This window comes from Sphingomonas sp. BRN-1R (assembly GCF_057748035.1).
This window is the reverse complement of record NZ_CM173236.1, coordinates 1,238,089-1,259,629: the sequence shown is the minus strand read 5'-3', so window position 1 is coordinate 1,259,629 and position 21,541 is coordinate 1,238,089. Positions and strand designations below refer to the sequence as shown.

Below are 21,541 nucleotides of genomic sequence, written 5' to 3'. Positions count from 1 at the left end.
CGGGTCAGGAGCGAAGGCCGCTCCACACAGGGAGTTTGCACCATGATCGACCGTAGGCCCTTCAATCAACTCGGCGGCGCCAACCACGGCTGGCTGGACGCCAAGCATCACTTCTCGTTCGCCGGCTATTACGATCCCGCCAAGATGGGCTGGGGCGCGATCCGCGTGTGGAACGACGACACGATCGCACCCGGCACCGGCTTCCCGCCGCACCCCCACGCCGACATGGAGATCGTCACCTATGTCCGCGTAGGCGCGATCACGCATCAGGACAGCCTCGGCAACATCGGCCGCACCGAAGCGGGCGACGTGCAGGTGATGAGCGCCGGCTCGGGCGTGCGCCATTCCGAATACAACAAGGAGGCCGGCACCACGCAGATCTTCCAGATCTGGATCGAGCCCAAGACGCGTGGGGAAAAGCCCTCCTGGGGCGCCAAGCCTTTCCCCAAGGGCGAACGCTCCGGCCAGTTCGTCACGCTCGCCAGCGGGTTCGCCGAGGATGCCGATGCGCTGCCGATCCGCACCGATGCGCGCATCTCCGGTGCGACGCTGAAGGCGGGCGAGAGCACCGACTATGCGCTCGACGCCAGCCGCCACGCCTATCTGGTGCTCGCCAAGGGTTCGGTCGAGATCAACGGCGTGACCCTCGACGCGCGCGATGGTGCCGCTATCACGGGTGAGACGCTGCTGCACATCACCGCTAACGACGACGCCGAGATCGTCCTCGTCGACGCCGCCTGATTTTTACCACCGCAAGACCAAAGGGAGACACATCATGGCCACCATCACCACCGCCGACGGCACCGAGATCTTCTACAAGGACTGGGGTTCGAAGGACGCTCAGCCGATCATGTTCCACCACGGCTGGCCGCTTTCCGGCGACGACTGGGACGCGCAGATGATGTTCTTCCTCGGCGAAGGCTATCGCGTGATCGCGCACGACCGGCGCGGGCATGGCCGCTCGTCGCAATCGGCGACCGGGCACGACATGGACACCTATGTCGCCGACGTGGTCGCGCTGACCGATCACCTCGACCTGAAGGACGCGATCCACATCGGCCATTCGACCGGCGGCGGCGAGGTCGCCCGCTATGTCGCGCGCGCCAAGCCGGGCCGCGTCGCCAAGGCGGTGCTGGTCAGCGCGGTCGCGCCGATCATGGTCGCGACCGACAGCAACCCGGACGGCGTGCCGATCTCGGTATTCGACATGGTGCGCGAACAGACCGCCACCAACCGCGCGCAATTCTACTACGACTTCACCCTGCCCTTCTTCGGCTACAATCGCGACGGCGCGGAGGTGAAGGAAGGCGTGCGCCGCAACTGGTGGCGGCAGGGCATGATGGGCAGCGTGCTGGCGCATACGCTCGGGGTGAAGGCCTTCTCCGAAACCGACTTCACCGCCGATCTCAAGGCGATCACCGTACCGACGCTCGTGCTGCACGGCGAGGACGATCAGGTCGTGCCGTTCCCGACCACCGGCAGGGTGTCCGCGACATTGGTGCCGGGTGCCAAGCTGATCTCCTACCCCGGCTATCCCCATGGCATGCTGACCACGCACGCCGACGTCATCAACAAGGATCTGCTGGCCTTCGTGAAAGGCTGATCGTTACGAAAATCGGAAAGGCGTGGCACGAAAGTGTCGCGTCTTTGCGCGTGAGGCGTTGCCCTGCCGCCGTGTCGCCGCTACGGCCTCGGCATGGAACCGCAGGTCGGCATCATCATGGGCAGCACCTCCGATTGGGAGACGATGCACCATGCCGCCGATCTCCTGACCGAACTCGGCATCGCCCACGAGACCAAGGTGGTCTCGGCACACCGCACCCCCAAGCGGCTGTACGACTATGCCGAAGCCGCCGCCGGGCGTGGGCTGAAAGTCATCATTGCCGGCGCGGGCGGTGCGGCGCATCTGCCGGGCATGGCGGCGGCGATCACGCATCTGCCGGTGCTGGGCGTGCCGGTCCAGTCCAAGGCGCTGAGCGGCGTCGACAGCCTCTATTCGATCGTGCAGATGCCGGCGGGCGTGCCGGTCGGTACGCTCGCGATCGGCAAGGCGGGTGCGAAGAACGCCGCGCTGCTCGCCGCCGCGATCCTCGCGCTTGCGGATGCGCCGCTGTCCGCGCGGTTGCAGGCGTGGCGCGCGGCACAGACCGATAGCGTCGCGACCGATCCCGCATGATCGTTCAGGCCCACCTCCGTTCGTGCCGAGCAAAGTCGAGGCACCTGCGCATGTCCCTCGACTTCGCTCGGGATGAACGGGTGGAGTTGAAATCTTGAAACCCCTTCCCCCCGGCTCCACCATCGGCATCCTCGGCGGCGGTCAGCTTGGCCGGATGCTCGCGGTGGCGGCCGCGCAGCTCGGCTATCGCACGCACATCCTTGCGCCCGACGCCGAGAGCGTCGCCGCGCAGACCGCCGGCAGCTTCACCCGGGCTGATTACCACAGCCGCATCGTGCTCGACGAATTCGCCGCCATCGCCGATGTCGTCACTTACGAATTCGAGAACATCGCGCTCGATCCGATCGTGTACCTCGCCGCCAAGGTGCCGGTGCACCCCGCCCCCGCCGCGCTGGGCGTCGCGCAGGACCGGGCCGAGGAAAAGAGCTTCGTCGCCGAACTCGGCGGGCGCACCGCACCGTGGGCACGCGTCGAGAGCCTCGACGAACTGCATCCCGCACTCGCGACGATCGGCGCACCGGCGATCCTCAAGACGCTGCGGCTCGGCTATGACGGCAAGGGCCAGGTCCGCATCCACGACGCCGCCGAGGTTGAGGCCGCCTGGGCGTCGATCGGCGCGCGGCCGGCGATCCTCGAAGGCTTCGTCGCGTTCGACCACGAATTCTCGATCATCCTCGCGCGCGGTGCCGACGGTATGATGGTGAGCTACCCGCCGCCGTGGAACGAACATAAGGACGGCATCCTCGCCCGCTCCTCGCTGCCTGCCCCCGCCGAGATCGCCGCGCAATGGGGCGAGGCGGCGGCGCTGGCCGGGCGCATTGCTGACCGGCTCGGCTATGTCGGCGTGCTGGCGTGCGAGTTCTTCGCCGGCGCCGACGGCCCGGTGTTTAACGAGATGGCGCCGCGCGTCCACAATTCCGGGCATTGGTCGATCGAGGGCGCGGTGACGTCGCAGTTCGAGAACCACATCCGCGCGATCTGCGGCCTGCCGCTCGGCGATACCGGCCTCACCGCGCCGACGGTCGTGATGGAGAACCTGATCGGCGAGGATGCCAATCGCTGGGCCGAGATCCTCGCCCAGCCGGGCGCGCACCTGCACCTCTATGGCAAGGAGGTGCGGCCGGGCCGAAAGATGGGGCATGTCACGCGGATCGGGCGCGCCTGAAGCCCGGCGCAGCGGTCATGAGCGACACGGTGCCCGAGCATCACGGAAGCTGCCATTGCGGGCGCGTCCAGCTCGTCTTGCGGGACATGCCGTCGGAAGCCGCCGAGTGCAATTGCTCGATCTGCCGACGCACCGCCGGACTATGGCAGTATTGCGCGCCCGAAGCCCTGACCGTGAGCGGGCAAAGCGTCTCGTATCAGCAGGGCGATCGCGCGCTCGACCTGTGGCACTGTCCCACCTGCGGCTGCACGACGCACTGGACGCCGACCGATCCGGCTTATCCGCGCGTCGGCGTCAATCTCCGCATGTTCGACCCCGCCGTGTGGCGCAATCTGCCGCGCCGGCTGGTCGATGGCGCCAGCTACTAGCGCCACCCAATCAGCCGGTCAGCCCTTGCGCGTACCCGCCAGCGGGAAGCTGCCGAGCATCCCCGCCCCCACCGTCCCGGTCAGCGCATCGCCGTCGATGGTCGCGCTGCATTCGAGCGTCATCGGCATGGGCGAGGTGATCGACATCACCCAGGCGAGCGTGTCGCCGTCGACCGTGCCGTTCGGGATCTCCACCGCGCCGAGCGCACCGCTCAGGTTGCCGGTGAAGCTCGCCCCTGCGCTCTGCACCGCGAGCACAGCCTTCTGGTCGCCAAGCGGTGTGCGCACCACGACATCCCAATTTCCGTCGACTGCCGCCATCACCTGAACTCCTTCTGTCTCGCGCCCAAATCAGCGCGCGGTCGCGACCGATGCCGCCGGGATCACCTCGACAGGCAAGCCGATCGTGTCAAGCTGCGGGCGCACCACCTTGGCATCCCCGACCACGACCCAGAACGCGCGGGCCGGATCGATCGTTGCACGCGCCGCCGCGTTGACCTGATCCAGCGTCAGCGCGCGATATGCCTGCGTGATGTGCGCATAATAATCGTCGGACCGCTGCCACAGATCGTTGTTCTGCATCGCGCCGAGCAGCGCGTTCGACGTCTCGAACTCACCGGGCAGCGAGCGGGTCGCATCGGCGATCGCGCGATCGAACTCCGCCTGCGTCATCGGCGCGGTGGTGACGTAGCCGGACACTTCCTTGCGAAGTTCGAGGATCGCCGGGCCGGTCTTGTCCGCCTGCACCGGCGCGCTGACAAGGTAAGGCGCGGCGTGTTGCAGCCGGGAGAAGCCCCCGCTCGCGCCGTAAGCCCAATGCTTGTCCTCGCGCAGGTTCATGTTGATCCGCGCAAGGAAACCGCCGCCGAGCGCGTCGTTGGCGACGATCACCGGCAGCAGTTCGTCGGTGCCGGCGCGCGCGGTGGGCAACGCGCCGAGGATCACCGACTGCGGGGAATCGGGCCGGTCGACCAGCACGATCTTCGGCGCGGTCGGCACGAGCGGCGCGGCGAAGGACTTCACGCCGGGTGCGCCGGTGCCGGTCCAGTCGCCGAAACCATGCTCGAACGCTGCGGTGATCTCGGCAAGCGGACGGTCGCTCACCACGAACAGCTTGGCCTTGTCGGGGCGCAGCCAGGCATGATTGAACGCGAGGAGATCGTCGCGTGTCACGCGCGCGATCGCCGCCGGATCACCGCTGCCATTCGCCTTGGCATAGGGCGAGGCCGCGCCATACAGCAGCGGCGGCAGCACCCGATTGGCGAGCCTGCCCGGATCGGTCAGTTCCTGTGCGACACCAGCGAGTTGCTCGGCGCGTTTGCGCTCGATCTCGGCAGGTGCATAGGCCGAGTGACGGACCAGATCGGCGAGCAGGTCGACCACCGGCAGCAGATTGGCGCTCGGCGCGCCGAACGAAACGCTGGTGCGATCCGCGCTCATGCCGATGCCGATCCCCGCGCCGAGCCGCTCCTTCGCCTCGGCGATCCCGGTCGAGGTGAGCCGGTCGGTGCCCTCGGTCAGCATCGCCATCGCCAGTTGCGCGGTGCCCGATTTGCCCGGCGCGTCGGCGGCGAGCCCGGCGTCGAAGCTCAGCACCGCCCGCGTGAACGGCACGGCCTGGCGGTGCGCATAGACGATCTCGATGCCGTTGCTCAGCCGCGCGCGTTCGATCTTCGGATACGTCAGGTCGATCGCCGCGCCGGCGGGCGGGATGCTCCCGCGCGTGCCCTTCACCACCGGCTCCGGCTGGTGCGCGACCGGCGCGGGCGGCGGCACCACCGCCTCGGCATACGCGTCGCGCGCGCCGGGCTCGACCGTGAGGGCATAGACCGGGCGCGACAGCCACTTCGCCGCAACGTCGCGAACGTGCGCGGGCGTCTCCGCGGCGAGACGGCCAAGCTGTTTCTTGAAGAAGCCGGGATCGTCCGAATAGAGCGCGCCCTCCGCCAGCACGCGGGCCTTGCCGCCCCCGCCGACCTTTTCGAGGCTGGCGATCGTGCCGGATACGGTCTGCGTGACGTAGCGGCTCAGCTCGTCAGCGGTCGGCCCGGTCCTGAGGAAGTCCGCGACGATCGCGTCCAGCCGCTTCGCCACCAGCGCCGCATCGACGCCCGGCCGCACCACCGCGCGCACGGTGAAGGTGCCGAGCTGCGAGAAACTGCTGTTATAGGCGCTGACCTCGACCGCCAGCTTCTCCCCGCGCACCAGCGCGTTGTCGAGCCGCGAACTCGACAACCCGCCGAGTACGCCAGCCGCCACGTCGAGCGCGGTCGCGTCGGAATCGTTCAGCCCCGGCACCGCCCAACTGCGGATCAGCATGGTCGCACCGACCCGATCCTTCATCACCTCGTATTTCGGCGCGGTCAGCGTCGGGATATCGACGGCGGGCAGTTTGTTTTCCGGCCCGCGCGGGATCGCGCCGAAATACTGCTCGACCAGCGGCCTGGCGGTCGCCGCGTCGATGTCCCCGGCCAGCACCAGCACGGTGTTGTTGGGGCCATAATGCGAGCGGAACCAGTCCTTCACGTCGGCAAGGCTGGCAGCGTCGAGATCGGCCATCGATCCGATCGTGGTATGGCCATAGGGGTGATCGGCGGGGAACAGCCCCTCGGTCAGTTTGTACTGGACGAGGCCGTAGGGGCGGTTGTCGCCCTGCCGCTTCTCGTTCTGCACCACGCCGCGCTGCCGGTCGAGCGTCGCCTGGCTGACCGCGCCGAGCAGATAGCCCATCCGGTCGCTTTCGAGGAACAGCGCGCGGTCGAGCGCGGTGGTCGGCACCGTCTCGTAGTAATTGGTGCGGTCGAAATAGGTGCTGCCGTTCATGTCGGTGCCACCGACCTGCTTCAACGGCGCGTAGAAATCGCCCGGCGCATTCTCGCTGCCGTTGAACATCAGATGCTCGAACAGATGCGCGAAGCCGGTCTTGCCCTTGGGCTCGAACTTGGAGCCGACATTGTACCACACGCTCACCGCGACGATCGGCGCCTTGCGATCGGTGTGGACGACCACGCGCAGCCCGTTGGCGAGCGTGAACTGCGTATAGGGGATGTCGACTTGCCGGATCAGCGACGCGACCGGCGCTGGCTTGGCGGTCCGGGCTTCGGCAGGCTGGGCGAGGAACATAGCGGTTCCGATAAGTGCGAGGGCTTTGAGACGCATGATTTCATCCCGGTAGGTCGGCGCGTGCGCTACCATGCCGCATCGCAGGGGCTTGTGTTGTAAATTGGCAACACCATATGCCGGTGCGTTAAAGGAGGGATTTCACCCACATGAATCTCGAAAAGTTCACCGACCGCGCCAAGGGCTTCCTGCAATCGGCGCAAACCGTCGCGATCCGCATGAGCCACCAGCGGATTGCCCCCGAGCATCTGCTGAAGGCGCTGCTCGAGGACGAGCAGGGCATGGCGAGCGGGCTGATCCAGTCGGCCGGCGGCGACGCCAAGCGCGCGCTGTCCGAGACCGACCTCGCGCTGTCGAAGATCCCGGCGGTGTCGGGCAGCGGTGCGCAACAGTCGCCCGGCATCGACAACGATCTGGTGCGCGTGCTCGACCAGGCCGAGCAGATCGCGCAAAAGGCCGGCGACAGCTACGTCACCGTCGAGCGGCTGCTGGTCGCGCTGGCACTGTCGCCGGGCACGGCGGCGGGCAAGGCGTTGCAGGCAGCGGGCGTGAAGGCGGAGGCGCTCAACGCCGCGATCAACGCGTTGCGCGGCGGCCGCACCGCCGACACCGCTTCGGCGGAAGACCGCTACGACGCGCTGAAAAAGTTCGCGCGTGATCTCACGCAGGCGGCGCGCGACGGCAAGCTCGATCCCGTCATCGGCCGCGACGAGGAGATCCGCCGTACCATCCAGATCCTCGCGCGGCGCACCAAGAACAATCCGGTGCTGATCGGCGAACCCGGCGTCGGCAAGACCGCGATCGCCGAGGGGCTCGCGCTGCGCATCGCCAATGGCGACGTGCCCGATACGCTGAAGGATCGCACGTTGATGGCGCTCGACATGGGCAGCCTGATCGCCGGTGCGAAATATCGCGGCGAATTCGAGGAGCGGCTGAAGGGCGTGCTCGACGAGGTGAAGGCCGGCGAAGGCGACATCGTGCTGTTCATCGACGAGATGCACACGCTGATCGGTGCGGGCAAAGGCGACGGCGCGATGGACGCGTCCAACCTGCTCAAGCCGGCGCTCGCGCGCGGCGAGTTGCACTGTGTCGGCGCGACCACGCTCGATGAATATCGCAAGTATGTCGAGAAGGACGCCGCGCTCCAGCGTCGATTCCAGCCGGTGTTCGTCGGCGAGCCGAGCGTCGAGGATACGATCTCGATCCTGCGCGGGTTGAAGGAGAAGTACGAGCTTCACCACGGCGTGCGCATCACCGATGGCGCGATCGTCGCGGCGGCGACCTTGTCGAACCGCTACATCACCGATCGCTTCATGCCCGACAAGGCGATCGACCTGATGGACGAGGCCGCCAGCCGCATCCGCATGGAGGTGGAGAGCAAGCCCGAGGAGATCGAGACGCTCGACCGCCGCATCCTACGCCTGAAGATCGAGCGCGAGGCGCTGCGCCGCGAGAGCGACGAGGCGTCGCAGGACCGGCTCGCCACCTTGGAGGAGGATCTCGCCAACCTCGAACAGCAATCCGCCGAACTGACCACGCGCTGGCAGGGTGAGAAGGACAAGATCGCCGCCGAGTCCAAGCTGAAAGAGCAGCTCGACGCCGCCCGGCTCGAACTCGATCAGGCGCAGCGTGCGGGCGATCTCGCGCGTGCTGGCGAACTGTCCTACGGGCGCATCCCCGCGCTCGAACGGCAGGTGGCGGAGGCGCAGGGTGCGACCAAGGGCGCGATGTTGCGCGAGGAAGTCACCGCCGACGATATCGCCGGGGTGGTCAGCCGCTGGACCGGCATCCCGGTCGACCGGATGATGGAGGGCGAGCGCGAGAAGCTGCTCCAGATGGAGGAAGCGCTCGGCAAGCGCGTGATCGGGCAGGCCGCCGCCGTGCGTGCCGTCTCGACTGCGGTGCGGCGTTCGCGCGCCGGGTTGCAGGATCCGAACCGGCCGATGGGATCGTTCCTGTTCCTGGGGCCGACCGGCGTCGGCAAGACCGAGCTGACCAAGGCGCTCGCCGAGTTCCTGTTCGACGACCCCTCGGCGATGGTCCGCATCGACATGAGCGAGTTCATGGAGAAGCACGCGGTCGCGCGGCTGATCGGTGCCCCGCCCGGCTATGTCGGTTACGAGGAAGGCGGCGTGCTGACCGAGGCGGTGCGGCGGCGGCCCTATCAGGTGATCCTGTTCGACGAGGTCGAGAAGGCGCACGGCGACGTGTTCAACGTGCTGTTGCAGGTGCTCGACGACGGGCGGCTGACCGATGGTCAGGGCCGCACGGTCGATTTCACCAACACGATCATCGTGCTGACCTCGAACCTCGGTTCGCAGTTCCTGACCACCTTGGAGGACGGGCAGGATGTCGCGAGCGTGGAGCCGCAGGTGATGGAGATCGTGCGCGGACATTTCCGGCCCGAGTTCCTCAACCGGCTCGACGAGATCGTGCTGTTCCACCGATTGGGGCAGAGCGAGATGGCGCCGATCGTCGACATCCAGGTGCGGCGGATCGACAAGCTGCTTGCCGATCGCAAGGTGACGCTCGATCTTACCGAGGGCGCGCGGGCGTGGCTGGGGCGGGTCGGCTACGATCCGGTCTATGGCGCGCGGCCGCTCAAGCGCGCGGTGCAGCGCTACCTGCAAGACCCGCTCGCCGACCTGATCCTGCGCGGTCAGGTGAAGGACGGCGCGACGGTGCGGGTCGATGAAGGCGACGGCAGACTGGAGCTGAGCGTCGCGTAACTTGCCGTCTTAGGACAAAAAGAAAGGGCGGCTCCTCGCGGAGCCGCCCTTCTCGTTTCGGCGGATTCAACCGTTACAGGTTGAACTTCGCGCCCGCCAGGAAGCGACGGCCGTAGATGCCCTCGCCAGCCTGAACCGGGTTGTACAGATACGCGCCGTACGTCGCAGGATCGATGCCGGGCAGGCGATCGAACAGGTTCTGCACGTTGACGTAGAAGGTCATGCTCTTGTTGACCTTGACGCTCGTGTTGAGATCGAACGTGATGTAGCTCTTCACGCGGCAGCCGGTGTAGGCCGGCGACGGTGCGAGGCCGCAATCCTCATACGCGTTGCCCTGGTCTTCCGCCGACAGGTTGTAGCCCGAGGTGTAGTTCACGGTGCCCGTCAGCGCGATCGGGCCCTTCTCAAACGTGTTCTGCCAGTTGCCATGCCAGCGGAACGTGCCCGAGCCGGCGGTCAGGTTGTAGTTGCCGAGCGTGTCGACATACGTCTCCTTGTGGCCGTCCGGGAAGGTCGTGCTCAGCTCGATCTGCCAGGTCGCATCGAGGTTGCTCGTCCAGGTGATGCCACCAATCTGAACGCGGCTGTTGATGCCGAAGTCGACGCCCGACGACTGAAGCGTGTTCGCGTTGACCAGCGCCGACGTCACGTAGAGGACGCGCGGCAGAGCATTCGGATGCGCGGGGTCCGGCGCATCGGCGGTGATCGTGAAGCCCGCCGGGATTGCCTGGCCCGAGTAATAGGCCGAAAGCGCATCGCCCGCCGTCAGCGACGTGATCGCGTTGGTCTTCTTGATGTTGAAGTAATCGACCGAGAACGACACGTTGCGGATCGGCTCGAACACGATGCCGCCGGTGAAGCTGCGCGACTTCTCCGGCTTCAGGTTCGGCGACGCGAGCGTCGTCGAGCCATAGCTGCCCGAACGCAGGTAGGTCGGGCATGCGGTGCTGAAGTTCGCAGTCGAGCAGCCATATTGCGCCAGGTAGTTATCGTTGAACAACGCCGCCGAGTTGGTGACGTAGCCCGTCGTCGGCAGCGCGTTGGCTTCCGCGAAGCTCGGGATGCGGAAACCGCGCGACCACGTGCCGCGGATCGTCAGCTGCTTGATCGGCGTGAACTTGGCGCCCACCTTCGGCGAGAACGCGCCCTGACCGGTCGAATAGTGATCGTAGCGACCGGAGGCGTTCAGCAAGAGCTGATCGAAGATCGGCGCGTTGATTTCACCGAATGCCGAGGCGACCGTACGGTGCCCCTCGGTGCCGAACGCGTTGATCGTGAAGTAACGCTGCGTCGCGCCGTTGATGTCCGAGTTGGCGCTCGGCGAGTCGACCGCTTCGTAATAGACCGACGCGCCGGCGCCGAGCTGGAGCGGACCGCCCGGCAGCTGGAAGATCGCATGGCTCACGCTTGCCTGCGCCTGGTACAGATCCGAGCTCGAGTCGGTGATGTTGGTCGGCTCGAGGTAGTTCATCACCGCAGCGCTGTTCGCCGACGGATTGACAAAGTTGTAGCTGCCATCCGCGATCTCATCGAGCAGATGCTGGATATAGACATACCCGTTCTGCGTGCGACGCAGATCGGTGTGCATCGCGGTCAGGTCGACCCGGTAGTCCCAGTCGTTGAACACGGTGCCGTGGATACCGGCGGCGGCGCGATACACGCGGTAGCGCGTTGCGTCGCTGGTGACCGAGTTCGGCAGGGCGCCGATGATCTGCGCGGTCTGACCCGAAGCGGCATAGGGGTTGTTCGGGTTCAGCGTGCCGTTGGTTGCGTTGCAGTTGACGCGGGCGGCGCAGACATAGACCGGCAGCGTCAGCGCGCCTGAACCCGCGGCGTAGGCGGCCGTGCTCGAACGCGTCGAATATGGCTGGTTGTAGATGCCGGCGGGCGCGTTCGCGTAGATCACCGACGGATCGCCGGTGTACTGCGTGTTGGTTTGCAGGAAGTTGAACTCGGCATAGGCTTCCGAGTTGCCGCCGATCTTGGCGCTGAACTTCGCCGAACCACCGAAGCGTTCGATGTTCGGGGCGACGACGCCGTAGCTGTTGATCGCGTCGGTGGCGCAGATCGTGTTCGGGATGACGCTGGTGGCGCTCTGTGCCGCGGTGACAGGGTTGCCGTTGACGCAGCCGTTGCTCAGCAACGAATATTGCGTGCCACCGGTCGGGCGAACATAGGTGTTCGGGCCAGCCGTGGTCGCGCCGAAGTTGTCGGCGCTGACGATGTTGTTCGGGCCACCGATCCCGCTCTGGTCGGACGAGTTGAACGGCGCGCGCAGGTCGCTGTTCTTCACCGAGCCGCTATGATAGTAGAAGCCGCTGATATAGGCGTTGTAACCGTCGTTATCGAGGTTGCCGTGGCCAGCGGTCAGCGTCAGGCGCTGGCTCGGTGCGATGCCGTCACCCGAGATGCCCGCTTCCGCGCGGCCCGACACGCCTTCGATGCTGCGCTTGGTGATGATGTTGACCACGCCCGCGATCGCGTCCGCGCCGTAGCTCGACGACGCGCCGTCCTTCAGCACTTCGATACGGTCGACGATGTCGTCCGGAACCGTGTTCAGGTCGACGAAGTTACGCGTCGCATCGTCCGCGAGCGGGTAGTAAGCGGCGCGCAGGCCGTCGATCAGGACCAGCGTCGAGCTGCTCGACAGGCCGCGCAGCGAAACCGCCGACGCACCGCCGGCGAACGCGCCGTTTGCGGTGAAGGAATTGGTCAGCGCGGCGCCGTTGTTCGACGACAGACGCTGAATGCCCTCCTGAATCGTCTGGATGCCGCGCTGGTCGAGGTTCTCGGTCGAGAGCGTGGTAACCGGCGACGGCGTGACCGCTTGGCGGAACAGCGAGCCCGTGACGACGATGTCCTTGGGGGCCGCGTCGGGAGCAGCGGTGCCGGCGTCGACAGCGGGCTGAGGCGAGGACGAGGTGTCCTGCGCAAATGCCGGCGCTGCGCCGAGCATCATGGCGAACGGCGCGGTGGCGACGAGAAGACGCGCCTTGCCAGCGATTCGAAGAGTGCTGATCATCAAAGTCCCTCTTTTGGCCCGGTGGCGATCTGCGCGCCATGCACGAGCGTTCGAATCCCGCTGCGCCGCAATCCGCTGCGCCCAGGACAATGCCGGAGGAATGCGGCCCCGTTTCAAAGCTGTAAAGTCGCACCTTCAGAAGCAAGTCACTTTCGTGAACGCTGTATCCATATTGCAACAGATGTGCGTTACCGGCGCAATAAACGCGCGCCAAACCGGCAACTTGCTGCCGGTTTAATGCGCGCCCGGCATCGGCCCGGCGACGAGCAAAGGATCGAGCTTTGAGTCGCGCCAGCGGATCGCCCAGTGGAGATGCGGCCCCGTAGCCCGTCCGGTCATGCCCGACCGCGCGATCGGCTGGCCGCGCCGCACATGATCGCCGACATGCACGTCGATCCGCGACAGGTGCAGAAACGCGCTGTTCACGCCCATGCCGTGGTCGAGCATCAGCAGATTGCCTTCGAGTGTGAAGGGATGATCGGCCGCAAGGATCACTACGCCGTCGGCGGGCGCGAGCACCACCGAGCCGGTCGGCTTGGCGATGTCGAGCCCGGAATGATACGCGCCCGCCTCGCCGTTCCGGTAGATGCGCTGCGATCCGAACAGCGTCGAAATGCGCCCGGTCGCAGGCCACAGGAAGCTTTGCCGCCAGCCTTCAGCATCGGTGACGATGCGGCGCGCGGCGGCGATCTGCGCGAGTTCGCCGGGGCGGACCCGCGCGAACTCGGGCGCGGGCACCGGATATTTGGGGAGCGTCGCCAGCCGCGACACGTCCCACGCGCGCGGTGCGACGGTGAGCTGGTCGCGCACCTGCAAGCCATCATCGAGCGTTGCGACGATCTGCGCGCTCGGCCCGGCGTCACGGTCGAAGCCGAACACGAAGCGGCCGTCGTCGGCGACGGGCACCGCCGCGCCGTTGACGGTCACGCCGGTCGCGCCGGCCGGGGCGATGCCGATCACCAGCCCGCCCTGCGTCATGCTGCCCGAATAGCTGAACGTCGCCGGCCCGGCGCGGCGGTGCGGCTGGACGGTCGGCACGCGCGCGGCGGCACTCGGCGGAGCGGGCTGGACGGTCTGGCGCTGGGCAGTCCGGGGCGGCGGCACCGCCGCACAACTGCCGAGCAGCAGGATGGCGACGCTCGCGAGCGGACCGCCTGCCCCGCGCATCAGGCTTTCAGCGCCTCGGTGGCGAGCGTTGCGCTGGCGTAAGCCTCCTGCCGGACAACGCTCCAATAGCGCAGATCCTCCAGCACGATGCGCGCGCCGCTCACCGCGCAGGCGACGTGATCGCCCGGCGACAGCACGCGGAAACCGTTCGCCATATAGTGCAGGCGGGCGAGGCGATCGGTGTTGGGCATCAGCATAAGGCGATCTCGTCAGAACAGGTCGGGCTGGGCGGGCTCGGGCTTGCGGTCATAGGCTTTGCCGCCCGCCCGCTCAACCTTGGCGTCGACCGCGCCGTCGCGGAAGTGGAGCGTCACCGCCCCCGCCGCGCGCGCCGCAGCGCCCGAGACGAGCGTATCACCCGACGGGCGCGCGGTGACGCGGACATAACCGCGGTCGAGCAATGCATCGGGGTTGAGCGACTGGGCGAGCCGCCATGTCCGCTCCAGCCGGTCGCGCGCGGCGTCGAGCTGGCGCGCCAGCACCGCCGGCCGCAACGCGCCGGACGAGCGATCGAGCACCCCGCGCGCCAGCGTCACCCGCCGTTCCAGCCCCCGGTCGAGCCGCGCGCCGAGGTCGTCGGCGCGCTGGCGCTGGGGCCCGAGCAAAGCGTCGCGTTTGGGGATCACGCGGACCAGCGCCTCGAGCCGCTCGCGCCCGCGTTCGTGGTAACGGCGCGCGCATTTCTCGGTACGCTGGCCGTGGCTGGCGAGGGTGAGGCGCAGGTCCGCCAGCACGGGCACCGCCATCTCCGCCGCCGCCGTCGGGGTCGGCGCGCGCAGGTCGGCGGCATAATCGGCGAGCGTGGTGTCGGTCTCATGCCCGACTGCCGAGATGATCGGGATCGAGCAGCCCGCGATCGCGCGGACCACCACCTCCTCGTTGAACGACCACAGATCCTCGATCGAGCCGCCGCCGCGTGCGACGATGACGAGATCGGGGCGTGGCACTGGCCCGCCCGGCTGGATCGCATCGAAGCCACGGATCGCCGCCGCGACCTCCGCCGCCGAGCCGTCGCCCTGCACCTTGACCGGCCAGACGATCACATGCGTCGGGCAGCGATCCTCAAGCCGATGGAGGATATCGCGGATCACCGCGCCCGTAGGCGAGGTGACGACGCCGATCACGCGCGGCAGGAACGGCAGCCGCTGCTTGCGCGTCGTCTCGAACAGCCCCTCGCCCGCAAGCTTGGCCTTCAGTTTTTCCAGCAGCGCCATCAACGCGCCTTCGCCGGCCAGTTCCATCCGCTCGATGATGATCTGGTATTTGGAGCGGCCGGGATAGGTGGTGATGCGCCCGGTCGCGATCACCTCTATCCCATCCTGCGGCTGGAACGGCAGCATGCCCACCTGCCCCTTCCAGATCACGCCGTCGATCACCGCGCCGTCGTCCTTGAGGCTCAGATACGCATGGCCTGAGGCGACACGCTTGTAACCCGAAATCTCGCCGCGCAGCCGGACATGGCCGAACTCGGTCTCGACCACACGCTTGAGCTTCGCCGCCAGTTCCGCGACCGAAAGCGGCGCGGCGTTGTCGCCCGGCGAGTCCTCGGCTACCAGCCGCGCCGTATCGTAGAAGGGGTCCGCCATGAATGTCCTGTTGATCGGCTCGGGGGGCCGCGAACATGCGCTCGCCTGGAAGCTCGCGCAATCGCCGCGCCTCCATACGCTGTTCGCCGCACCGGGCAATCCGGGCATCGCGGCGCACGCGGAGATCGTCGCGCTCGACGTGACCGATCACGGCGCGGTGGTGGATTTCGCGCGGGCGCAGGCGCTCGGGCTGGTCGTGATCGGCCCGGAGGCGCCGCTGGTCGACGGGTTGGCCGATTCGCTGCGCGCGGCCGGCATCGCGGTGTTCGGCCCCTCGGCGGCGGCGGCGCAGCTTGAGGGATCGAAGGGTTTCACCAAGGCGCTGTGCGACCGCGCCGGCATCCCGACCGCCGGTTATGCGCGCGTGACCTCGCTCGACGCGGGGCTGGCGGCGCTTGATCGCTTCGGCATTCCTGTTGTGGTCAAGGCGGACGGCCTCGCGGCTGGCAAGGGCGTCACCGTCGCCGAGACGCGCGAAGAGGCCGAGGCGGCTCTGCGCGACCTGTTCGCCGCGCCGGGCGGTGAGGCGGTGATCGAGGAATTCCTCGAAGGCGAGGAAGCCAGCCTGTTCGTGCTGACCGATGGCACCGCAATCCTGCCGTTCGGCTCCGCGCAGGACCACAAGCGCGTTGGCGATGGTGACACCGGCCCCAACACCGGCGGCATGGGCGCGTACAGCCCCGCGCTGGTGCTGACGCCCGAACTGGAGGCCCGCGCGATCGCGGAGATCGTCTGGCCGACCGTCCGCACGATGGCGGCGAGGGGCATGCCCTTCTCCGGCGTGCTGTATGCCGGGCTGATGCTGACGGCAGAAGGCCCCAAGCTGATCGAATATAACGCGCGGTTCGGCGATCCCGAATGCCAAGTGCTGATGCTGCGGCTGGAGGAAGACCTGCTCGAGGTGATGCTCGCGGTCGCCAATGGCACGCTCGGCTCGCGCGGCGCGGCGCGGTTCTCGGACACGACCGCGCTGACGGTGGTGATGGCCGCGCGCGGCTATCCCGGCACGCCCGAGACCGGCGGCGCGATCGGCGGGATCGACGCGGCCGAGGCGACCGGGGCGAAGGTGTTCCAGGCGGGCACGCGCATCGCAGATGGTCAGCTCGTCGCGGCAGGTGGCCGCGTGCTCGCCGTCACCGCAAGCGGCGCGGACGTGCGGTCTGCGCAGGCGGCGGCGTATGCGGCGGTCGATGCGGTCGACTTCCCGAGCGGCTTCTGCCGTCGCGACATCGGCTGGCGCGAGATCGCGCGGCAGGAATAAGCGGTTACGCTTACCCGCCCTGCCCCTGCGGACCGCCGTCGAACCCGCCGAAGGTGATCGTGCCGAGCGCGCCGGGGTAGCTTTGGATCACGGTCGATCCGTCGCCGCGCGCGGTGATCTTGCCCGCCTCGGTATAGCCGCCGTCGCCCTGCCGGTCGGCGAGGACGGTGCCGGTGGTCGGATAGCCGGTGCGGCTCGTCACCGTCACGACCGAGTTCGCGCCCGACATCTGATACGTCACCACAATCGCCTTGGGCGCCGGGTGCGCCGGGTCGGTCGCGTACAGCAACTGGTGGCTCTTGCCCGCCGCGAGCGTGAAGGCGCGCGTGTCGCCGGGGTGGAGCGTCACCGCCTCGACATGGACGCCGGAGCCGGGCGCGGGCGCGGTGTCGGTCTGGGCGAGAGCGGGCGCGGCGGCGGCGAGCAGCACGGTGGCGATCACGGGTAAGCGCATGGAGGGGTTCCTTTCGACACCCCAACGCGCTGCCGCGTGCGCGGTTTCCGGCAGAACGGTGCCAGCGGCATCGCCGCGCTGCGGAAGAATGCGTAGGGCCTGAACAAGCGTTTTTTCACCGTAGCTTATTAGCTGGTCTTAACAGCGCCGCGGCTAAACCGGTGCAAACGCAAAACGGATCAAAGGTCGCTTCTCGTGTCGCATAAACTTGCCCTGTCCGCAGGGTTCCTCGCCATGGTCGCCGTGGCGACGCCGCATCTTGGCGCCGTGGTGTCGCCGGTCGGTCGCGCCAATGCGGCAGCGCCGGCGCAGGTGATCGTGACCTCCGCCCCGCTCCCCGCGTTCGTCGCCCCCGCGCCCGCTTCGGCACCGGCCGTCGCAACCGCTGCCGATCCCGCCCCGGCTTACGGCGCGGCCGCCGCACCCACCGAAGTTTACGGCGATCCCAAGACGCCCGATTTCGATCCCGAACATCCCCCCGCCGACATGGGCGAGCCGGGCTGACGGACATGGATTGACAGGCGCGGCGCCCATCCGGCACGCACGCCGACGATGACCGTAACGCTCCGCTCCGAATGGCTCACCCCCCTGCGGGGTGAGTTCGACAGCCCCTATATGGCCGCGCTGAAGGACTTCCTCGCCGCCGAAAAGGCGAGCGGCGCGCGCATCTTCCCGAAAGGCGGCGCGTGGTTCCGCGCGCTGGAACTGACCGCGCCTGAGGACGTGCGCGTCGTCATCCTCGGGCAGGATCCCTATCACGGCGAGGGGCAGGCGCACGGCCTGTGCTTCTCGGTGCAGCCGGGGGTGCGCGTGCCGCCGAGCCTCGTCAACATCTACAAGGAAATGCAGGCCGATCTCGGCATCGCGCCCGCGCGGCACGGCTTCCTCGAACATTGGGCGCAGCAGGGCGTGCTGCTGCTCAATTCGGTGCTGACCGTGCGGATGGGGGCTGCCGCCTCGCATCAGGGGCGCGGTTGGGAGCGGTTCACCGATGCGGTGATCCGCACCGTCGCCGCCACGAGCGAGCCGACCGTGTTCATGCTGTGGGGCAATTACGCGCAGAAGAAAGCCGCCTTCATCGAGGACGTTTCGCGCGGCGGGCGGCATCTCGTGCTCAAATCGGCGCACCCTTCGCCCTTGTCGGCACACAACGGCTTCCTCGGCTCGCGGCCGTTCTCCAAAGCGAACGCGTTCTTACGCGAACATGGCCGCGTGCCCGTAGACTGGGCGTTGCCGGAGACGGCGTAGAGGCGGGTCGACACGCGCGACCAGAAAGCTATGCTCGCCGCCCATAACAAGCAGGAGAGCGCGCATGAAACTGGCCAGCCTGAAAGGGGGCCGCGACGGCCGCCTCGTCGTCGTCTCGAACGATCTCGCCTGGTGCGCGGATGCCGCGCATATCGTGCCGACCTTGCAGGCCGCGCTCGACGATTGGGATCGGTTGCTGCCCGATCTCCAGAACCTCGCCACCGATCTCGAGCATGAGATGATCCCGATGCGGCGCTTCCACGAAAGCGCCGCCGCCGCCCCGCTGCCCCGCGCCTACCAGTTCGCCGACGCCTCGGCCTATGTGAACCACGTCGCGCTGGTGCGGCAGGCGCGCGGCGCCGAGATGCCCGACAGCTTCTGGCACGATCCTTTGCTGTATCAGGGTGGCTCCGACACGTTCCTCGCGCCCCGCGATCCGATCCCGCTCGCCGACGAAAGCTGGGACTGCGATCTCGAGGCCGAAGTGGTGGTGGTGACGGGCGACGTTCCCGCCGGCGCGACCCGCGACGAGGCGCTCGCCGCCGTGCGGCTGGTCGGGCTCGTCAACGACGTGAGCTTGCGTGCGCTGATCCCGGGCGAACTCGCCAAGGGCTTCGGCTTCTTCCAGTCCAAGCCGGCGAGCGCGTTGTCGCCGGTGTTCGTCACCCCCGATGCGCTCGGCGACTGGTGGCAGGACGGCAAGTTCCACCGCAAGCTCCACGTCGACGTCAACGGAGCGCCGCTCGGCCGCGTCGCGGCGGGCGAGGACATGACGTTCGACTTCGGCACGCTGATCTCCCACGCCGCCAAGACGCGCGCGCTGGCGGCGGGGACGATCATCGGTTCGGGCACCGTCTCCAACCGCGATGCGGACGGCGGCCCCGGCAAGCCGATCGCGGAGGGCGGAGTCGGCTACGCCTGCCTCGCCGAGCAGCGCACCGTCGAGACGATCCGGGGCGGTGCCGCGACCACGCCGTTCCTCAAACGCGGCGATACGGTGCGGATCTGGGCGGAGGACGATAGGCATCACCCGATCTTCGGGGTAATCGAACAGACCGTCGGCGGCTAAAACCCGCCCGCGCAGAACAAGGGGGCAGGGTTTGCGGGTGTTGAAAGCGATTCTGGCGGCCACGTTGCTCGCGCTCGTCGGGGGGACCGTTGCCGAGGCGGCACCCCCACAGCGTCCGGCCAGCCACGCCAACAAACACGGGGCCACCGGGCACCGGGCGGCGAAGCACCGCACCGCGCGCCACCGCCGCCACGCAGCACCTCCGCCGGTCGTGGCGGAGGTCGCCTCGTGCATCCCCCCCGCCACGCCGATCGCGGGCGCCGTCCCGACCCCGCTCGATCTGTACGGGCCGATCTTCACCGCCGTGCAGGACGCGCGGCTCTACCCCGACAGCAAGAGCTTCGCCGATGCCGAGCCGATCCGCCCGCACGGCGCGATCGTCGCCGACTGGTGCGCGACGCATCCCGAAAGCCCCGACGCGCTCCACGCCTTCGTCGCGCGCAACTTCGCGGTGCCGGCCGCGGCCCCCACCCCGCCTGCCGACCCATCGCGGCCGCCGGTGCAGGACCATATCGCCGCCTTGTGGCCGCACCTCACCCGCCCGCCGCTCGCCGCGACGCCGGGGGGTTCGGCGCTGGCGCTGCCCGATCGCTATGTGGTGCCGGGCGGGCGCTTCCGCGAGATGTATTATTGGGACAGCTATTTCACGATGCTCGGCCTCAAGGCGGACGGACACGCCGATCTGATCGAGTCGATGCTCGCCGATTTCGTGTCGCTGGTCGAACGCTACGGCCATATCCCGAACGGCACCCGCAGCTATTATGTCGAGCGTTCGCAGCCGCCGGTATTGTACCTGATGATGGCGCTGTCCGACACGCACGATCCGGCGCTGGAGGCGCGGCGGCTCGCGGCGCTCAAGCGCGAGCATGATTTCTGGATGCAGCCGGACCGCGTGGTGACGATGCCCGACGGCAGCACGCTCAACCGCTATTACAGCCACGCCGGTCGCCCGCGTGAGGAAAGCTGGCGCGAGGATACCGCGCTCCAGCAGAAGATCGGACGCGAGGCCGGGCCGCTGTATCGCGACATTCGCGCGGCGGCGGAAAGCGGCTGGGATTTCAGCTCGCGCTGGTTCGCCGACGGCAAGACGCTCGCGACGATCGACACCACCAACGTCGTGCCGGTCGATCTCAACAGCCTGCTGTACGGCATGGAGGGCGCGATCGCCGACGGTTGCCGCGCGAGCGGCGACACCGAGTGCGCGACCCGCTTCGACGCGTTGGCGAACGCACGCCGCGCGGCGGTGGAGCGGTGGCTGTGGGACGACAAGGGCGGCCGCTATGGCGACTGGGACATCACCAAACACGGTTTGCGCAAGGGGCTGAGCGCAGCCACCGCCTTTCCGCTGTTCACCGGTTTGGCGTCGCACGACCACGCCGAACTGGTCGCCGCAACCATCGCCGATTCGCTGGTCGCACCCGGTGGCTTGCGGACCACGCAGGCGCGCACCGGCGAGCAATGGGACGCCCCCAACGGCTGGCCGCCGCTGCAATGGATCGCGATCGAGGGGCTCAACCGTGTCGGCCACGAGACCGCCGCGCGCGAGCTCGCCCAGCGTTTCCTCGCCACGGTGCTGCACGAATATCGCGCGAGCGGGCGGATGCTGGAGAAATACGATGTCGAACAGGCGCGGCCCGGCGGCGGTGGCGAATATCCGCTTCAGGACGGCTTCGGCTGGACCAACGGCGTGGTGCGCGCGCTGATCGCCCGCTACGGCAAGGCCTCGTGACGCCGGTCAGCGGGCGCGAGGCGATGATCGGCGGCATGGCGCCGCTGTTGCAGCCGGGCAGCTTCGTGTTCTGCACCGCCGACGATCCCGCGCGCTTCGAGTCCTACGCGATCGGTTTGTTCCGCGAGGCGGAGGGCTGGTCGGGCATCCTGCCGCAGGCGGAGGCGGCGGTGCTGGGCTTCGCGTGCGAGGCGCCGATGCGGCAGATCACCTTGCAGGTGCTCTCGGCACTCGACGGCGTCGGGCTGACCGCGGCGGTGGCGGGTGCGCTCGCCGAGGCGGGGATCGCGTGCAACATGGTCGCGGCGTTCCACCACGACCATGCCTTCGTCCCCGCCGCCGATGCCGAACGCGCGCTGGCGGTGCTGCGCCGGCTCCAGGCGCAGGTTGCCAGCCCGGCGCCCGCCGCCTAGAACCCGCGCGAGGCCACGCCCTCGACCCGATCGG

At 68.1% G+C, this 21,541-nt stretch carries 19 protein-coding genes; 12 read left to right on the top strand and 7 right to left on the bottom strand.

Features of this window, described 5'->3' with window-relative positions:
* The first annotated feature begins 42 nt into the window (after window positions 1-42).
* The 5 genes from AC3ANX_RS05700 to AC3ANX_RS05680 all read left to right on the top strand — a co-directional run bounded on the left by AC3ANX_RS05700 (window position 43) and on the right by AC3ANX_RS05680 (window position 3,709).
* Window positions 43-741, top strand: a complete 699-nt coding sequence (locus AC3ANX_RS05700) for a pirin family protein (protein ID WP_488336052.1) — start codon at window positions 43-45, stop codon at window positions 739-741.
* A 34-nt stretch (window positions 742-775) separates the two neighbouring features.
* Window positions 776-1,603, top strand: a complete 828-nt coding sequence (locus AC3ANX_RS05695) for an alpha/beta fold hydrolase (RefSeq protein ID WP_488336051.1) — start codon at window positions 776-778, stop codon at window positions 1,601-1,603.
* A 93-nt stretch (window positions 1,604-1,696) separates the two neighbouring features.
* A complete protein-coding gene (gene purE, locus AC3ANX_RS05690; protein WP_488336050.1) occupies window positions 1,697-2,176 on the top strand; it encodes a 5-(carboxyamino)imidazole ribonucleotide mutase in 480 nt (159 codons plus the stop codon).
* Window positions 2,177-2,270: 94 nt separating this feature from the next.
* On the top strand, window positions 2,271-3,341 hold the full coding sequence (locus AC3ANX_RS05685) for a 5-(carboxyamino)imidazole ribonucleotide synthase (RefSeq protein ID WP_488336049.1): 1,071 nt from the start codon (window positions 2,271-2,273) through the stop codon (window positions 3,339-3,341).
* A 17-nt stretch (window positions 3,342-3,358) separates the two neighbouring features.
* Window positions 3,359-3,709, top strand: coding sequence for a GFA family protein (locus AC3ANX_RS05680; RefSeq protein WP_488336048.1), 351 nt, complete (start codon window positions 3,359-3,361; stop codon window positions 3,707-3,709).
* A gap of 18 nt (window positions 3,710-3,727) precedes the next feature.
* On the opposite strand, the gene AC3ANX_RS05675 is transcribed toward AC3ANX_RS05680, so the two are convergent.
* Together AC3ANX_RS05675 and AC3ANX_RS05670 are read right to left on the bottom strand one after the other, a co-directional pair.
* A complete protein-coding gene (locus tag AC3ANX_RS05675) occupies window positions 3,728-4,030 on the bottom strand; it encodes a hypothetical protein (RefSeq protein WP_488336047.1) in 303 nt (100 codons plus the stop codon).
* Window positions 4,031-4,060: 30 nt separating this feature from the next.
* A complete protein-coding gene (locus tag AC3ANX_RS05670) occupies window positions 4,061-6,868 on the bottom strand; it encodes a M16 family metallopeptidase (protein ID WP_488336046.1) in 2,808 nt (935 codons plus the stop codon).
* Window positions 6,869-6,978: 110 nt separating this feature from the next.
* Between AC3ANX_RS05670 and clpB the strand changes: the two genes are divergently transcribed.
* Window positions 6,979-9,558, top strand: coding sequence for an ATP-dependent chaperone ClpB (gene clpB, locus AC3ANX_RS05665; protein ID WP_488336045.1), 2,580 nt, complete (start codon window positions 6,979-6,981; stop codon window positions 9,556-9,558).
* Window positions 9,559-9,631: 73 nt separating this feature from the next.
* Here clpB and AC3ANX_RS05660 read toward each other — a convergent pair whose 3' ends face one another.
* The 4 genes from AC3ANX_RS05660 to xseA all read right to left on the bottom strand — a co-directional run bounded on the left by AC3ANX_RS05660 (window position 9,632) and on the right by xseA (window position 15,333).
* The gene (locus AC3ANX_RS05660) at window positions 9,632-12,580 is read right to left on the bottom strand and encodes a TonB-dependent receptor domain-containing protein (protein ID WP_488336044.1); all 2,949 of its coding nucleotides are present in this window, start codon (window positions 12,578-12,580) and stop codon (window positions 9,632-9,634) included.
* A 234-nt stretch (window positions 12,581-12,814) separates the two neighbouring features.
* A complete protein-coding gene (locus AC3ANX_RS05655) occupies window positions 12,815-13,747 on the bottom strand; it encodes a peptidoglycan DD-metalloendopeptidase family protein (RefSeq protein ID WP_488336043.1) in 933 nt (310 codons plus the stop codon).
* The gene (locus AC3ANX_RS05650; RefSeq protein ID WP_488336042.1) at window positions 13,747-13,944 is read right to left on the bottom strand and encodes a DUF2093 domain-containing protein; all 198 of its coding nucleotides are present in this window, start codon (window positions 13,942-13,944) and stop codon (window positions 13,747-13,749) included. The genes AC3ANX_RS05655 and AC3ANX_RS05650 overlap by 1 nt, the downstream gene beginning before the upstream one ends.
* Window positions 13,945-13,956: 12 nt before the next feature.
* Window positions 13,957-15,333 carry an exodeoxyribonuclease VII large subunit gene (gene xseA, locus AC3ANX_RS05645; RefSeq protein ID WP_488336041.1) on the bottom strand — a complete coding sequence of 459 codons (1,377 nt, stop codon included), beginning with the start codon at window positions 15,331-15,333 and terminating at the stop codon, window positions 13,957-13,959.
* Here xseA and purD point away from each other — a divergent pair.
* Window positions 15,332-16,594: a phosphoribosylamine--glycine ligase gene (purD, locus tag AC3ANX_RS05640; RefSeq protein WP_488336040.1), complete on the top strand. Its 1,263-nt coding sequence runs from the start codon at window positions 15,332-15,334 to the stop codon at window positions 16,592-16,594. The two genes, xseA and purD, sit on opposite strands and share 2 nt — an antisense overlap.
* A 10-nt stretch (window positions 16,595-16,604) precedes the next feature.
* Here the strand turns inward: purD and AC3ANX_RS05635 are convergent, their stop codons facing one another.
* A complete protein-coding gene (locus AC3ANX_RS05635) occupies window positions 16,605-17,048 on the bottom strand; it encodes a hypothetical protein (RefSeq protein ID WP_488336039.1) in 444 nt (147 codons plus the stop codon).
* A 195-nt stretch (window positions 17,049-17,243) separates the two neighbouring features.
* On the opposite strand from AC3ANX_RS05635, the gene AC3ANX_RS05630 reads away from it, so the two are divergent.
* The 5 genes from AC3ANX_RS05630 to AC3ANX_RS05610 all read left to right on the top strand — a co-directional run bounded on the left by AC3ANX_RS05630 (window position 17,244) and on the right by AC3ANX_RS05610 (window position 21,507).
* On the top strand, window positions 17,244-17,552 hold the full coding sequence (locus AC3ANX_RS05630; protein WP_488336038.1) for a hypothetical protein: 309 nt from the start codon (window positions 17,244-17,246) through the stop codon (window positions 17,550-17,552).
* A gap of 48 nt (window positions 17,553-17,600) precedes the next feature.
* A complete protein-coding gene (gene ung / locus AC3ANX_RS05625; RefSeq protein WP_488336037.1) occupies window positions 17,601-18,296 on the top strand; it encodes a uracil-DNA glycosylase in 696 nt (231 codons plus the stop codon).
* A 64-nt stretch (window positions 18,297-18,360) separates the two neighbouring features.
* Window positions 18,361-19,365, top strand: coding sequence for a fumarylacetoacetate hydrolase family protein (locus tag AC3ANX_RS05620; protein ID WP_488336036.1), 1,005 nt, complete (start codon window positions 18,361-18,363; stop codon window positions 19,363-19,365).
* A gap of 37 nt (window positions 19,366-19,402) precedes the next feature.
* On the top strand, window positions 19,403-21,094 hold the full coding sequence (gene treF / locus AC3ANX_RS05615; protein ID WP_488336035.1) for an alpha,alpha-trehalase TreF: 1,692 nt from the start codon (window positions 19,403-19,405) through the stop codon (window positions 21,092-21,094).
* Window positions 21,091-21,507 carry an ACT domain-containing protein gene (locus AC3ANX_RS05610; protein ID WP_488336034.1) on the top strand — a complete coding sequence of 139 codons (417 nt, stop codon included), beginning with the start codon at window positions 21,091-21,093 and terminating at the stop codon, window positions 21,505-21,507. The genes treF and AC3ANX_RS05610 overlap by 4 nt, the downstream gene beginning before the upstream one ends.
* Window positions 21,508-21,541 lie beyond the last annotated feature (34 nt).

What these genes read in the sequence shown, in the direction of transcription:
- AC3ANX_RS05695 (WP_488336051.1), top strand. Translation starts at nt 776, where the DNA reads ATGGCCACCATCACCACCGCCGACGGCACCGAGATCTTCTACAAGGAC.
- AC3ANX_RS05635 (WP_488336039.1), bottom strand. Translation starts at nt 17,048, where the DNA reads ATGCGCTTACCCGTGATCGCCACCGTGCTGCTCGCCGCCGCCGCGCCC.
- AC3ANX_RS05680 (WP_488336048.1), top strand. Translation starts at nt 3,359, where the DNA reads ATGAGCGACACGGTGCCCGAGCATCACGGAAGCTGCCATTGCGGGCGC.
- AC3ANX_RS05670 (WP_488336046.1), bottom strand. Translation starts at nt 6,868, where the DNA reads ATGCGTCTCAAAGCCCTCGCACTTATCGGAACCGCTATGTTCCTCGCC.
- clpB (WP_488336045.1), top strand. Translation starts at nt 6,979, where the DNA reads ATGAATCTCGAAAAGTTCACCGACCGCGCCAAGGGCTTCCTGCAATCG.
- xseA (WP_488336041.1), bottom strand. Translation starts at nt 15,333, where the DNA reads ATGGCGGACCCCTTCTACGATACGGCGCGGCTGGTAGCCGAGGACTCG.
- purD (WP_488336040.1), top strand. Translation starts at nt 15,332, where the DNA reads ATGAATGTCCTGTTGATCGGCTCGGGGGGCCGCGAACATGCGCTCGCC.
- AC3ANX_RS05650 (WP_488336042.1), bottom strand. Translation starts at nt 13,944, where the DNA reads ATGCTGATGCCCAACACCGATCGCCTCGCCCGCCTGCACTATATGGCG.
- ung (WP_488336037.1), top strand. Translation starts at nt 17,601, where the DNA reads ATGACCGTAACGCTCCGCTCCGAATGGCTCACCCCCCTGCGGGGTGAG.
- AC3ANX_RS05655 (WP_488336043.1), bottom strand. Translation starts at nt 13,747, where the DNA reads ATGCGCGGGGCAGGCGGTCCGCTCGCGAGCGTCGCCATCCTGCTGCTC.
- AC3ANX_RS05700 (WP_488336052.1), top strand. Translation starts at nt 43, where the DNA reads ATGATCGACCGTAGGCCCTTCAATCAACTCGGCGGCGCCAACCACGGC.
- purE (WP_488336050.1), top strand. Translation starts at nt 1,697, where the DNA reads ATGGAACCGCAGGTCGGCATCATCATGGGCAGCACCTCCGATTGGGAG.
- AC3ANX_RS05660 (WP_488336044.1), bottom strand. Translation starts at nt 12,580, where the DNA reads ATGATCAGCACTCTTCGAATCGCTGGCAAGGCGCGTCTTCTCGTCGCC.
- AC3ANX_RS05675 (WP_488336047.1), bottom strand. Translation starts at nt 4,030, where the DNA reads ATGGCGGCAGTCGACGGAAATTGGGATGTCGTGGTGCGCACACCGCTT.
- AC3ANX_RS05620 (WP_488336036.1), top strand. Translation starts at nt 18,361, where the DNA reads ATGAAACTGGCCAGCCTGAAAGGGGGCCGCGACGGCCGCCTCGTCGTC.